Consider the following 14611-nt stretch of genomic DNA (forward strand, 5'->3'; position numbering starts at 1 on the left):
TTTATTGGCTAGGTTTTTTGTTTTAACTATTAGACAAAACACATAAGTATTTATCTATGAGATAAACTCATTTTCTCTCTTATATATATGGCTAAAATACTTTTATTTCTATTACATAACACTAGATAAGTTTTTACAATTTTTCATTCAAAAATCAACATTTAAATAAATAATAATATTTCCTTGACAAAATGCGGGGGGGGGTAGGTTAATAATGAAATTTATAACTCAAAGGGGAGAATAATGTCAGATAACTATGAGACATCTTTTCAACTAGCACCAGGTGAGTCTAACGTCGCTGGCGTCAAGGTTTCACCGTCACTTTTGACTGCCTATATTAAGGGCGAATTAATGTGTTCATCTACTCGTTTTGTTTATAAGATTCCTAATACAGTGTTGGGAGTAATTCCTTTAGGAAGCGAGGAAAATACTATTCCACTAAAATCAATTGCTTCTGTGAATACTGCAACAAAATTTCATATTGGACGCTTTATTTTTGGAATTGTGTTAGCTATTGCTGGTTTTAGCTCGATTACTTCAAGTTTTGTAATTGGATTAATAATGATGGCTCTCGGCGCTGTGCTTTTAGCTATGACTTTTCCAGCACAGCTAAGAGTCGTAAACCATGCTGGTGGAGTAAATGCTGTTACAGTTTCTATTCTGGAAAAAAGTAAGCTAGAAAAATTTGCTCGCGAATTTCAAAACAGAGTCTTTGCTGATTTAGAACAGACAAGACACGATGAAGCACAAACTATGAGAATGATGCAAACACAATTAGCTCAAATGCAGGTACAAAATCAACAGCAAATGATGAATAACCAAAATAACACTGAAAAAGAGTAAAGATCTGTGAAATTTATAGTTTAAAATGGGGATAAAACATTATGTTTTGTCCCCCTAAACTTTTTAATAAATACTTATTTGGAACAAATATGAACGCTCTGTATAAAACGGAAAACATATTTTTATATGCTAGAGTTTTGTTTATTAAATATTTACTTCTAAAAGTATATTTTTGTTTAAATGTTGTTATAGTTTTATGATGAAAAAACCATTTATTTTTAGTAATATGTAATGGTATTTATTATTAAATATCGAAATAGATAAAAGAAAACTTAGGAGTAGTCGTGTCTGAACACAAAATAATAATTGATGGTAAGTCTTGTTTTGTTGAAGAAGGCACTACTGGAACTACAATTTTTGCTAAAGAAAAAAATATTGTTGCTTTACGTATCAATGGTGAACTTAAAGATTTATGCACAGTTGTGAAAGAAAATGATGAAGTCGAAGGTATTGATATAAATAGTGAAGACGGTTTGAATATATTGCGTCACTCATGCGCGCACGTTTTAGCTCAAGCTGTGCAACAAATTAATCCACAAGTTGATTTAGGAATCGGTCCACCAGTTACTGATGGTTTTTACTATGACTTTGGAAATGTGGAATCATTTACGCCAGAAAGCTTGAAAGAAATCGAAAAAGCTATGGCTCGTATTGTAAAAGAAAATCAGACTTTTGTGCGCCGTGTCGTAACTGAGGAACAAGCATGTGAAGAACTGGCTGATCAACCTTACAAACTAGAGTTAATTGGCTTGAAGTCTGACGCTAATTCTGAAGATAATAGCAATGTTGAAGTTGGTGGCGCAGAACTAACTATTTATGACAACGTGCGTCGCAACGGCGAAGTTGCTTGGAAAGACTTGTGTCGTGGTCCTCATTTGCCAAATACAAAATTAATTGGTAACGGATTTTCGCTAATGCGTGCAGCTGCTGCATACTGGCGTGGAAGTGAAAAAAATCCACAGTTGCAACGTATTTATGGTACAGCTTGGCCAACTAAGGACGAGTTAGTAGCATATAAGACTCGTATCGAAGAAGCTTTAAAACGTGATCACCGCAAACTAGGTAATGAATTAGATTTATTCTCATTCCCGGATGAAATCGGTTCAGGTCTTGCAGTGTTCCATCCAAAGGGCGGAATTATCCGCATGGAAATGGAAGAGTATTCACGTAGACGTCATATTGAAGATGGTTACGAGTTTGTTTACACTCCGCATATCACTAAAGGTGAGCTATTTGAAACTTCTGGTCACCTACAGTGGTATAAAGAAGGCATGTATCCTGCAATGCACATGGATGAAGAATACCATGAAGATGGAACTATCAAAAAAGCTGGGCAGGACTACTATTTAAAACCAATGAACTGTCCAATGCATAACTTGATTTTCCGTTCACGCACTCGTTCATATCGTGAGTTACCTTTGCGTTTGTTTGAATTTGGAACAGTGTATCGTAACGAAAAGTCTGGTGTTGTGCATGGTATTACTCGTGCTAGAGGATTTACACAAGATGACTCACACATTTACTGTACACGTGAGCAGATGCGAGATGAACTAGCTCGACTATTGCAGTTCGTTTTGGAACTATTAAAAGACTATGGTTTGAGTGATTTCTACCTAGAACTATCTACAAAAGATCCTGAAAAATTTGTAGGAAGCGATGAAATCTGGGAAGAAGCAACAAGTACTTTGGAAGAAGTTGCGAAGGAATCTGGTTTAGAATTAGTACCTGATCCAGGTGGTGCAGCTTTTTATGGGCCAAAAATTTCAGTTCAAGCACGTGATGCAATTGGTCGTACATGGCAGATGTCTACAATTCAGCTAGATTTCAACTTACCTGAAAGGTTCGACTTAGAATATGTAGACAAAGATGGTCAGCGTAAACGCCCAGTTATGATTCACCGTGCATTATTTGGTTCCATTGAGCGTTTCTTCGGTGTGTTAATTGAACACTATGCTGGTTCTTTCCCAGCTTGGCTTGCTCCAGTACAGGTTCGTTGCGTGCCGGTTGCTGATACTTTCAATGACTACCTATACGATATAGCAAAGAAACTCAAGGCTAAAGGCGTACGTGTAGAGGTTGACGAAAGTGATGACCGTTTCGGTAAGAAGATACGTAATGCTTCAAAGGACAAGGTTCCGTTCGTGCTAATTGCTGGTGGACAAGATGTTGAATCTAACGCCGTATCATTTAGGTACCGTGATGGTTCACAGGAAAATCAAGTCCCAGTAGAAGAAGCCATAAATCGTATTGTTGAAGCTATAGAAAGTCATCGTGATACTAACGTGACTGAATAGTTGCAAATATGTGAGGAAAGACATGGAAATTGAAAATGGGCAAGATTTTGTAGGGATACCTGACGATTCAAATAGGCTATGGACTCCACACCGTATGGCTTATATCGGTGGTGAGAATAAGCCTAAAACAAAAGATTCGTCTGCTTGTCCATTTTGCACTATTCCTGAAAAAAGCGATGAAGAAGCTTTAATAGTTTATAGAGGACAATATTGTTACGTGGTAATGAATTTGTATCCATATAACTCTGGTCATATACTAGTTGTTCCTTATCGCCACATACCTGATTATACTGATTTGACTTTTGAAGAACGTATAGAGTTTGGTGAAATTACTGCTAAAGCTATGAGGGTAATTCGAGTAGCTAATAAACCTGATGGCTTCAACTTAGGAATGAATCAAGGAGCTATTGCAGGAGCAGGTATTGCGGCTCATTTACATCAGCATATAGTTCCGCGTTGGGGAGGGGATGCTAACTTCTTCCCAATTATTGCTAAGACTAAAGCCTTACCTCAGCTTTTGGGTGATGTAAGACAACTATTCGCAAACACTTGGGAGCAAGTCGATTAATGTTAGGTCAACACGGACGTAAGTTTACTAGTTTTATTTTTTCACCTATTGTAAATATCCTTTACAAGAAAAAAGTTCATCCAGATACTGTAACAATTTTTGGTACAGTATTGGCTTGTCTAGTGGCAGTTTTGACAATTCCTTTGGGTTTTGCTTGGCAAGGAGCAATTATACTCGGTGTAATACTATTTTCTGATTCTGTTGATGGAATGTTAGCTCGTAAAATGGGAATCAGTGGTCCTTATGGTGCTTTTTTAGACTCTGTGCTTGACCGTATATCAGACGGAGTTATTTTTGCCAGTATAAGCTTTTACTGTGCCTATTACATGAGCGGTGTTATTGGACACGTAACATTTGTTGTTTCCCTCATATTGATGGTTTTTTCAACTACTGTTCCATATGCTCGTGCCAAGGGACAGGCTTATAATGTTGAACCTAAAATAGGTATTGCTGAGCGAGGGGATAGGCTAGTTATTGCTCTTGTAGCATTAGGATTTACCGATATGGGCTTGGGGAATTGGATTATTCTGCTGGCTTTAGTCTATTTGGCTTTGGCTAGTGCATATACTACTTATCAACGAATAATGTATGTGAAAAAACATTTAGCTACGAATAACTAAGGTTCTACTTTTATTATTGGTGTAACTATTTTGTTTTAGTTTGTAAATATACTCGTGTGCGTTTTGTGTGCTTTACTCGAGATGAGATTGTAACGTGAGAGAGCGATTTTGTTGGATAGTCTTTCTTACCTATTTTATTTAAACTACCGTAAGTATAAGTACTTTGTTGTATTTATGACTATAGTTTTAGTTTAGTTGTTTATTTTATAAGTAAGTGTACAAGGTAAATATATTAGAATTTATGCTTATGAGTTTATATAAGAAGTAGTTTTGAAGTTTTTCTTCTGAGATTGCTAAATATTATCTTGGAATAATAAGATTTTTAATGACGTTTTTCGTTTTGCTTGAAGGTAAAGTTGAAAAATTTATTAGGAAAACTATAGTAAGAAACATTGTATTTGTAACTGATAGTCTACTTTTTGAATGTTCAACTTATAATTATCAGAGGAACAATAAAAGTTATAACCTATACGAATAAGTGAGTTTAATATTAAGATACAAATATGGTTATATCTATGAGCTAAACATACCAAGCTTATAACATAAAAATATTATGTAGTTCGTTATACCTACAATTCTTTGATAAAAAATAACTTGTTACTTTCTGATAAATCTTTGCAGTAGGTAAAACCATCAAAAGTAATCGTTTTAATTTCTGTAATAGTTTTTATTTGCTTGTTGATTAGTTCAGATAAGAATTTTCCACGTGCTTTCTTTGAAATAGTGGAGTGAATCTTTAGTTTTCCTTCTTTTTTCTCGGCAAATACTAATTTTATGAACTTATCTCTGCATTCTTTTGAGAATACTTCTTCGAACTCACTAGATAATAAAGAAATTACTAAGCTTTCGTCTTTTATAAAATTATCATAGCTGTCTTGCCAGTAGTTTTTGAGTGAAAGGTTGTCAATTTTTATAGGTTGCATAAAATCTAAACGGTGTTTAGAAATCAAATCAGTAGCATTTATTATTCCGTACAGTGAAGAAGTTATATAAATGTGTGAGTCAATGAAGTCTTGTATTTCAGGTTTAGAAGTATCAACACATATATTTCGATACATTAGCCCATCAAATAAATCCAAAGCCTTATAACACGAGTAAGTATTTGAGTATAAATCCTCAAAGTACTTTTTTACTTCAACAGCTTGCTTATCGCTTATTTTATAAAGTTTGGCTATATCGGTTAGTGATTTTGAATGCAACTCATTTACGATTCTCTTTGTTTTTTCACCCAAAGTAACAGTGTCAAAACTTTGGGCTGTGCTTGATAATTGCTTAGCAGTCGGAATTAGAACTTTCGTGGCTACTCCTTGTATGTTTAGAAGAAAACTATTTTAGTATGAATTATAGAAATAAAATCCCTATAAAAACAAGGATGAGTAAAAATAATCATTATAGATACTAGACAGCATTAAATAAATAAAAGTATTATATAAGAACAGTGTTTGACAACTAAGGGAGAAAAAATGTCTGAAAATAACACAGTAATTGGTACAACAAGAGTAAAGCGATCAATGGCTGATATGTTAAAAGGTGGCGTCATTATGGACGTGGTAACACCTGAACAAGCAAAGATTGCTGAAGATGCTGGTGCAGTAGCAGTTATGGCTCTGGAAAGAGTTCCAGCAGATATTCGCGCACAAGGTGGTGTCGCACGTATGAGTGATCCAGATTTGATTGATGGTATTATTAACGCTGTAAATATCCCGGTTATGGCAAAAGCTCGTATTGGACATTTTGTTGAAGCACAAGTTCTACAATCCTTAGGTGTAGATTATATTGATGAATCAGAAGTTTTGACTCCCGCTGACTATGAAAACCACATTGATAAATGGCAATTTGATGTACCGTTTGTATGTGGTGCTACGTGTTTGGGTGAAGCACTACGTCGCATTACTGAGGGTGCAGCTATGATCCGTTCAAAGGGTGAAGCTGGTACGGGTGATGTGTCAAATGCTACTACTCATATGCGTCAGATTAGACGTGAAATTCGAAAGCTACAGAATCTACCAAAAGATGAATTGTATGTGGCAGCTAAAGAACTACAAGCTCCTTATGAACTAGTTGCTGAAGTTGCTCGTACAGGAAAACTTCCAGTAGTGTTATTTACAGCAGGTGGAATTGCAACTCCAGCAGACGCAGCAATGATGATGCAGCTCGGTGCTGAAGGTGTATTTGTTGGTTCTGGTATTTTCAAGTCAGGAAATCCAGCTGAACGTGCACGTGCAATTGTAAAAGCAACTACTTTCTATAGTGATCCAAATGTTATTGCTGATGTCTCACGTGGACTAGGTGAAGCAATGGTGGGTATCAATGTCGATGACATTCCAGTGCCACACCGTTTGGCTGAACGAGGCTGGTAATAATTATATGTTTTAGGTATTTTTCTAGTAGAAAATTAGCCCTAAAACACTATGTTTGTAATAGCTTTCTAGCTTTTTATAAGCAAAACTCAAGTTTTTAAAGCTTTAGTTTTACTTGTGAACTGCGATAAAAGTTTTGTAATTAGCCACTACTTAACTCTTGTATTAGACTTTAAGTAGTGGCTAATTTTGTAAATATATTGTAAGAAGTGTATAAATGCAAAAAGATGTAGTTCCCGATAGAATAGCTGGCCGTGTAATTCCTATGACTCTTGACGGAGAAGTTTTGCTTATAAAAGGTCATGATGCGGATAATTTAGACTATAGCTGGTGGTTTACAGTTGGCGGTGGAACGAAGGAAAAAGAAACCGTATCACAGTGTGCTGTACGTGAATTGTATGAGGAAACTGGTATAAAATTACAATCTTGTAACGATTTAATGAAACTACTTATAGTTAGAGAGGGTAAGTTTTCTTTCACTAGGCATACAGTGTATCAGCGTGACTATATTTATATTGCTTTACTTGATGAAAAAATTAGTATAAATACTACTAACTTTACTTTGAACGAGAAAAACGTTATTGATGATGTTAAATGGTGGAATATAAGTGAGTTATATAAAAACGTTATTGAAGGAAAAATAACTTTATATCCTTATAAACTAGAGGAAATACTTATGTCTGTGCATCAAAAATTACTTCAAAAACTAAATGAAACTTCTATTGGTAAAGAAAATAAAAAACTACTACTCAAAAACTTAGACACTTGGGAAATAAATGACTATGACAATAGCGTTAAAGTTTGTAAATAAGTTATTTTAATAATTATGTAAAAAGAAAAAGAATGCTTTAGTATAATGCGGGCGATGTGTCGTATAATTGTATGGTTTATTCTTGTAAGTGTATTTAGGCGGTAAGGTGCATAAACATTATAAGCAAATAGGTTCTGTTACTTCTCCAGAAGATTTAAAGTCAAAATCTAATGTTGAATTAAGACACTTATGCGCGCAAATACGTGACTTTTTAGTACAAAATGTATCCAAAACAGGAGGACATTTAGGGCCTAATCTAGGGGTAGTGGAACTAACTGTTGCGTTACATAAAGTTTTTAACTCACCTACAGATACAATAATATTTGATACGGGACATCAAGCTTACGTACATAAAATACTTACAGGTAGACAAGATTTTACAGATTTGCGTAAAAAAAACGGTTTGTCAGGGTACCCAAGTAGAGCTGAGTCAGAACACGATGTAGTTGAAAATTCTCATGCTTCCACAGCATTAGCGTGGGCTGATGGTGTTTCCAGAGCAAAGAAGCTACAAGGGGATGATTCTGCAGTAATCGCAATAATAGGAGACGGGGCTTTAACTGGCGGCTTAGCTTGGGAATCCATAAATAATATAAGTGAAGTAAAAAATAGAAAACTCATAATTGTTGTAAACGACAATGGCAGGTCTTATGCACCAACTGTTGGAGGACTGGCAAAACATTTTGACTCCTTGCGTTCAAATGTAAAATACGAAAATTTTAAAGATGGAGTCAAAAAGCATCTAAAATCTATTGGAAAACCTGGAAAAGTTACATACGACTTGCTCCACGGTGTAAAAGAAGGCTTCAAAGATATAGTTACTCCTAAAGTCTTTTTTGAACACCTAGGAATAAAATATGTAGGGCCAGTAGATGGACATAACTTACAAGACTTAGAAGAAGTCTTTATAAAAGCATCAGAGTTCAACGAACCAATCATAATTCACGCTATTACTAGTAAAGGTAGGGGATATACTCCAGCTGAGCAAAACAAAGACGACTGCTTCCATGCTGTTGGTAAAATACATCCTGAAACAGGACTTCCAATAGTTGCCTCTAGATTTGGTTGGACATCAGTATTTGCTGATGAAATTGTGAAAATTGGGCGTGAAAACCCCAGTATTGTTGCCATAACAGCTGCGATGTTACAGCCAGTTGGACTGAAAAATTTTGCTAAGGAATTTCCTGATAGAACTTTTGACGTGGGCATAGCTGAGGCTTTTGGGGCAACTTTTAGTGCCGGTTTGTCTTTTAAAGGACTGCACCCTGTTTTTGCACTGTATTCTACATTTTTGAACAGAGCTTATGATCAGGTACTATTTGATGTGGCTTTGCATAACGAAAATGTTACTTTTGTTTTAGATAGAAGTGGTATAACGGGCGATGATGGGGCTAGCCATAACGGAATGTGGGATATGGCTTTGTTTCGTTCTATTCCTCATATTCAGATAAATGCTCCTAGGGATGAAAAAACTTTGCGTTTAGCTTTGCGTGAAGCTACAAGTAAGAGTGGTGCTACTTTAGTTCGATATCCAAAAGGTAATGTCGGCAACGATATAGAAGTTGTTGAAAAATATAACAGTATAGATATTTTGTATAAGAACGCTGATTTACAGGGGTTTTTATCTGATAGTGTTGCCGATTCGAAAGAAAGCTCGGTGTCAAGAGTTGTAGTTGTAGCAATGGGGGCTTTTGCTGGTGTTGGTATAGAGTTAGCTGAAAAAATTGTTGCCTCCAGTGGAAAAGCTGAGCATGAGGTTATAGTAGTTGATCCTAGGTGGGTGTGGCCTGTTTCTTCAGATTTAATTGATATTGCGCGAAAAGCTGATTTAGTAGTTACCTTGGAAGATGGACTTGTACAAGGGGGAATCGGTAGTGGAATACGTGAAGAACTTGCTAATAACAACGTATTTGTGCCTTTGAAGTCCTTTGGTATTCCTGATGAGTTTTTGTTACATCAAAGTCGAAGTGAAGTAATTGAAGAAGTTGGCTTAGAAGTAGAGGCAATTTTTGCTGAGATTGAGCCTTTATTGTCTTAGGAAACTTCTTATACTTTTGAATTTTAGTATATAGTTGCTATAAGCTATATTTTAGATAGATACCCTAAGCTTTAATGGCTTTACCCTTAATATTGACTTGTATTTTGAAGCTTGTTTGTATATTGCCTACGTGATTGTTGCTTATGAAATATGGTTTTGTTGTGAAACTGTAGTTTGCTAAACATTTATTTTTTGTGTGTTTAGTTGTTGTGATATGTTTACAATTTAGTTACTTTCTATTCGTGTGAAGTAAATTTAGCATATATTACAGTTTTATATAGTTTTATCCACTTAAAAATTCAATGTAAAAGTAGTGGAAGTAAAATATTTTATAGTTTTACTTCCACTACTGATGTAGATTATAAATTATATTTCTATAGTAGCTTTTTATTTATATTCCTCGTAGGTTTCCAATTATTTCCCCTAATCCCATTAGGATAAAAGGTATAGCTAGTATTAGTATTCCCCAAATTATTGTTTTGTATTCTTTGGATATTATTGAGTAAGCTATTGATATTATCCCGATTATAGGACAAGCAATTATTGTTACTATACCTAGTCCTTGGCTACGTAGGAAGATAGATAGTAATAACAATATTACAACGAATATAAAGTATAGTACTGGGAAAAGTATTTTTTTATTCATATTGTCTCTCGTGAATTTGCTGGATTATCTTTTACATCAAGCTTTTTAGCTGTAAACCATGCTTTTATAGCGTATACGTGTACAACTATCCTTGACGTACGTCTTAAATCTCTATTTATTTCATTTATAAGGTTTTGGTCACAACTGCATTTCCAGTAGCCTCTTTTGGCGTAACAATCATCGTGTCTTTTTTGTAGCTGATTTTCATAGATTGTATTAATGCTTTCTCCAATATTTATTAAATCAGCACTTGCTTTATCTTTAACAGCTAAAGAAGTATCAAAATAAGAATAGTTATTTGTTGTATCAAATCGAAGATACTTTTTTATAGCATTATCGATTTCAGATATAGAAGATTTACCTACTCTTATATTTGAAACATTTATATCATATGCTTTTGAAGGTAAAACGGTAAAAAATGTGAAAACAAATATCACTAATACGAATGAGAATTTTTTTATAGTATTCACAATAACTCCTTTGTTGTTGTGGAAATGCTATAAAGCAAATTTATTATAACATATAACTTACAAACAATCTACACTCTATCTTGTGATTTATATAAATATTGTAAAAATGTTACATATTTGAGGTTATGCTTTATTTATAAATAAAGTGCATACTCTAAGGAAGCAAAATAATGCTATTTTATATAAGAATTTAGCGATTAACGGTAAAACATTGATATACAACTATGTTAACGCTAATAAAGATATTTATAATATTTAAAGATTTTATAAATATTTACACCAAAATAACGGTTACGAAGTTAATTATTTGAAAGCTTTATAAATATTATTTCTAAGCAAGTTTTTTTGCCAATTTCGTAAGGAACATAAGCTGAATACGTCATCTATTTCTTCTAGAGATGGAAAGTCAGATAAATTCCAAGCAATAATATTTTTATCTCTCGTTGTAATAATATTTTCTACACGAGTATTTACTTGCTCAGCAATATTGGCAGAAATTTCTTTTATTATTTGTAAACGTTCGTACTTGTTAGGATAGGTTTTTATCCAAGCTGTATTAGGATAAATATCTTTGTGTTCCTTAGCCTTATACACAGGGAGTTTATCCTCTGGATAGTTTTTTGCTCGAGCAATTGCTCCCCACCACCTATTTTTATGAGGACGATTTTTAGCTCCCTTAAACAAAGATAATTTGACCATTTCTTCTCTAGATTTAGGCATAGTTTTTGCTGCTTGCACGAGGGCTTTGGTAGATAGTAGGGAAGAAGGGGCAGTATCTAGTTTTTTAGCTAGACTTTCCCTACTTAGATATAGTTCCTTTACAACCGCTAATTCTCTAGGGGACAAAGCATAAGCTCCAGGTACAAAGTGGAAAATATTCTGTAAATTTTGTTTCTCTTTCTGTCTTTCTAGGAACTTTGGGTAAGTAGTATCTAAACAGTATTCAAATTCTTCAAGAGCGTATTCTAACTTATGTGTTTCTTCCAGTTCTTTATACAAGATATCACGTAAATCAATCAAATACTCTACGTCTAATGCTGCGTAATCTAGCCATTTTTGAGGGATAGGTCTCATTGACCAGTTTTCATTTGAATGTAATTTTTCTAGAGTTATGTTGAGCTTTTCCTCTATCATTTTACCTAGAGAGACCTTGGAGTAATTTAGGAGTCTAGAAGATTTTTCGGTGTCGAAAATTTTTGTAGGTATTAATCCTTGTTTGACTAAGCAAGGAATGTCTTGATCAGCAGCGTGCAATACCCACTCACTGTTTTTTATGGCTTCATTTAAATCTTTTAAATTTCCAGTTTTTATAGGATCTATAAGGAAGATAGTATTTTCACGTTTCATCTGTATTAGGTAAGCTTTGTCACTATCGTATCGAATACCACAGGCACGTTCAGAGTCTACGGCAATTGGTCCAGATAAAGTTTTGATATAGCTAATCATTTTATCTAGACTGTTTTTATCATTCACCCACATAATAGGTGAATAAGGCTTTACTATTACTGTCTTACTTCGCTTACCTTTAATTTTCACTTTGTCCTACGAATTGCCTGTTATATTGCTTGTAAATATGGTGAAGATAATGCTCGTCCTGATAGTGTTTCAAGCATATTGAAAAATCCATGTAGATGTGAAGATAAATTTATGTCTTCGGTAGATTTGAAAATGGGGGACCAAGATGCACGTATCTCTATTTTGCCTTGCTGATCTTTTAATCTAAGGCCGCCAAAAGAATCGGTGTGATGTTTTGTTACAGTTCCGTTTAGATTAACGTAGTTATTTGTATACGTGTCTAGAGACTCGGTCAGCCATGACCAAGCTACTTGTCCGATTAAATGTTCTTCAATCAAATCTTGGGTAAGAATAGATGAAAACATTACTATGATACGGAAAGTGCTATCCCAACCTACTTGAGTTTGTGGGTCATATAGCAATATGAATTTTCCATCAGCGAACATTGATTCAGAGCTAGAAATATGTGCTGTAAGTCCTGCACAGTACGGAGATACTGTGGGTTTTAAAGGAACTTCCTGAACATGAACAAATTTTGGAAGAGAATACGATTTTATGCTCTCTAATGCGCGTACAAAATCTTGTGGCACATTGTTCATTTTTTCTTCTTCTAACTCGACTTTTTTTAGCACACTTATAGGGTAAATATTTTTTAGTTATTGTTGTTATACTACACGCCGTAAAGTTATATATTCTTTATTAAGTGAGTAGATGATTGCGGTATTTAAGTTATAAATTAAGTGTAGAATATAAGTAGAAAGTATTTTTTATTATTCAATAAAACTAGAGTTTTTGTATTGTAAAGCTCTAATTTTACACAATGTGGTATTTGGATAAAGTGAATAAAAGCTTATTTAAATTTATATTAATTAGCATTTTATATTTGGATAAATTGGTATAAGGTAAAGCTTTAATATGGAAGTTTTAGTGAGAAAAAATGGAGCGGATGACGGGACTCGAACCCGCGACCCTCACCTTGGCAAGGTGATGCTCTACCAACTGAGCCACATCCGCATATGCTTACAAGATAAGAATTATATATGGTTTGTTTTTTAAAATCAATATCTTAAATGAGGAATATTTAACAGAATTATTAAGCGGTAGCTTCGTGGTGGGCGATACTGGGATCGAACCAGCGACCTCTTCCGTGTGAAGGAAGCGCTCTACCACTGAGCCAATCGCCCTTTAGAATATGATAATTCATATTGTGTTCAAATAAAACACGCTTTATATGCGTCGAATATAAGCTTTTAGTTCGTCTATTACAAGTTAGTGTAGCCAGTTAGTTAGGTATAAATGCTAAAGAGATATAATAATAAGGTTGCATATCAAGTAACAGATACACAACCTTATTATAAACTCTAGACTATAAAACTCACTTTATAGAATCCAAGAAACCCACTAGTAAAGTTTGACCGAATTTTTCAATTTCCTTGCGTTTATTATTGTATTCGTCTAGGATTTCTTTTTTATCTGCTCTGTCTTTAGTCCACTTTTCCATAGTATTAATATTTACTTCTGGGTGGAATTGTGTGCCTAGGAAAGAACCACAACGTACAGCTTGTATATATTTATCAGATGAAGCTAGGATTTTTCCTTTAGGTGGAACAGCAGTCACTGCATCGCTGTGCCACTCTGGGACAAATATTTCTTCGCCTTCTGATAGTTGCTGTTTGTATTCAGCTAGAGCTGGTTCATCGTCAGCCAAAGCTGATAATGTGATTTTGTGTACACCAACTTCTCTGCCTCTAGGGTGAGATACTTCAACTTCTCCACCTAGAGCTACGCAACCTAATTGATGGCCCAAACAGATTCCAAATACTGGTATATTTTTCTTTACAAGATTACAGATTAGTTCTTTTTCTTTAATTAGCCATGGTGCTTTTTCATGATCATAAGCATTATTTTCCCCACCGAAAAGAATAACTGGAGTATCACAATCGACAGGAATTTCCTTTTCACGCGCATAAATAATTTCAATTTCGATACTAGGATCGTAATCTAGAATCCATTTTTGAAAGTTACCGATTGGAACATCTTCATCATGTTGTATAGCCAGTATTTTTTTAGTCATCTTGTACCACCAATTTGAAAAATATTTTTTAGTGTATAGATTATATAGTAAAAATATGTTATTAGTAAAATTCTTTTTCTAGACTCCAGTGCTTTCTTATGTGTTTTGTACAGTGAGCTCATAAAACGCAAAATATAGATAGTGATAGTAACTCTTATAGGGAAATGAAGTAAAAATGGTATGTTTAGTAAGGGATGATGTGTGGGGTCTGATTGGGAAAGTGTTGGTGTATTAAGGTATTGGGGTTTCGAATAGTTTGCTTAGAGATGTTTTGAGTGTAGTAAGGTGTAGGGCTGGTAAAGTCTAATATTTTTCAAAGTGGCTGCATCAAAACCTTGATATGGCTTAGGAAAACGGTTTGCTTAGCGGACT

13 protein-coding genes and 2 tRNA genes are annotated in these 14611 nt (G+C 34.5%); 7 read left to right on the forward strand and 8 right to left on the reverse strand.

All coding sequences use genetic code 11. The annotated features are described in order from the left end of the window. Positions 1–243: 243 nt before the first annotated feature. The 4 genes from HCQ94_RS02060 to pgsA all read left to right on the forward strand — a co-directional run bounded on the left by HCQ94_RS02060 (position 244) and on the right by pgsA (position 4325). Positions 244–843, forward strand: coding sequence for a hypothetical protein (locus HCQ94_RS02060; protein ID WP_166977189.1), 600 nt, complete (start codon positions 244–246; stop codon positions 841–843). A 284-nt stretch (positions 844–1127) separates the two neighbouring features. Next, positions 1128–3137, forward strand: coding sequence for a threonine--tRNA ligase (gene thrS, locus HCQ94_RS02065; protein ID WP_166981411.1), 2010 nt, complete (start codon positions 1128–1130; stop codon positions 3135–3137). Positions 3138–3159: 22 nt separating this feature from the next. After that, a complete protein-coding gene (locus tag HCQ94_RS02070) occupies positions 3160–3705 on the forward strand; it encodes an HIT family protein (protein WP_166977193.1) in 546 nt (181 codons plus the stop codon). Then, a complete protein-coding gene (gene pgsA / locus HCQ94_RS02075) occupies positions 3705–4325 on the forward strand; it encodes a phosphatidylinositol phosphate synthase (protein WP_166981414.1) in 621 nt (206 codons plus the stop codon). The genes HCQ94_RS02070 and pgsA overlap by 1 nt, the downstream gene beginning before the upstream one ends. A 569-nt stretch (positions 4326–4894) precedes the next feature. On the opposite strand, the gene yaaA is transcribed toward pgsA, so the two are convergent. Then, a complete protein-coding gene (gene yaaA / locus HCQ94_RS02080) occupies positions 4895–5638 on the reverse strand; it encodes a peroxide stress protein YaaA (RefSeq protein ID WP_166982200.1) in 744 nt (247 codons plus the stop codon). A gap of 150 nt (positions 5639–5788) precedes the next feature. Here yaaA and pdxS point away from each other — a divergent pair, with 150 nt between their 5' ends. The 3 genes from pdxS (at position 5789) to dxs (ending at position 9534) form a co-directional block, all read left to right on the forward strand. Further along, positions 5789–6685, forward strand: a complete 897-nt coding sequence (gene pdxS / locus HCQ94_RS02085; RefSeq protein WP_166977197.1) for a pyridoxal 5'-phosphate synthase lyase subunit PdxS — start codon at positions 5789–5791, stop codon at positions 6683–6685. A 217-nt stretch (positions 6686–6902) separates the two neighbouring features. Then, positions 6903–7496, forward strand: coding sequence for an NUDIX hydrolase (locus tag HCQ94_RS02090; RefSeq protein ID WP_166977199.1), 594 nt, complete (start codon positions 6903–6905; stop codon positions 7494–7496). Between the two features lie 106 nt (positions 7497–7602). Next, positions 7603–9534: a 1-deoxy-D-xylulose-5-phosphate synthase gene (gene dxs, locus HCQ94_RS02095; RefSeq protein ID WP_166981417.1), complete on the forward strand. Its 1932-nt coding sequence runs from the start codon at positions 7603–7605 to the stop codon at positions 9532–9534. 391 nt (positions 9535–9925) lie between these two features. Here the strand turns inward: dxs and HCQ94_RS02100 are convergent, their stop codons facing one another. From HCQ94_RS02100 to HCQ94_RS02130, 7 genes are all read right to left on the reverse strand, one after another. After that, entirely contained in the window at positions 9926–10180 is a 255-nt protein-coding gene (locus HCQ94_RS02100; protein WP_166977203.1) for a hypothetical protein, read from the reverse strand. Continuing rightward, positions 10177–10650, reverse strand: coding sequence for a hypothetical protein (locus HCQ94_RS02105; protein ID WP_166981420.1), 474 nt, complete (start codon positions 10648–10650; stop codon positions 10177–10179). Before HCQ94_RS02105 ends, HCQ94_RS02100 begins: the two co-directional genes overlap by 4 nt. Positions 10651–10953: 303 nt before the next feature. After that, positions 10954–12186, reverse strand: a complete 1233-nt coding sequence (locus HCQ94_RS02110; RefSeq protein ID WP_166981423.1) for an HRDC domain-containing protein — start codon at positions 12184–12186, stop codon at positions 10954–10956. A 20-nt stretch (positions 12187–12206) separates the two neighbouring features. Further along, positions 12207–12764: a DUF3000 family protein gene (locus HCQ94_RS02115; protein ID WP_166977209.1), complete on the reverse strand. Its 558-nt coding sequence runs from the start codon at positions 12762–12764 to the stop codon at positions 12207–12209. Between the two features lie 339 nt (positions 12765–13103). Continuing rightward, positions 13104–13179, reverse strand: a tRNA-Gly gene (locus HCQ94_RS02120). A 95-nt stretch (positions 13180–13274) separates the two neighbouring features. Further along, a tRNA-Val gene (locus HCQ94_RS02125) sits at positions 13275–13349 on the reverse strand. Between the two features lie 191 nt (positions 13350–13540). After that, on the reverse strand, positions 13541–14239 hold the full coding sequence (locus HCQ94_RS02130) for a type 1 glutamine amidotransferase (RefSeq protein ID WP_166981426.1): 699 nt from the start codon (positions 14237–14239) through the stop codon (positions 13541–13543). Positions 14240–14611 lie beyond the last annotated feature (372 nt).

This window comes from Actinomyces sp. zg-332 (assembly GCF_011751945.2).
Taxonomy (GTDB): domain Bacteria; phylum Actinomycetota; class Actinomycetes; order Actinomycetales; family Actinomycetaceae; genus ZJ293.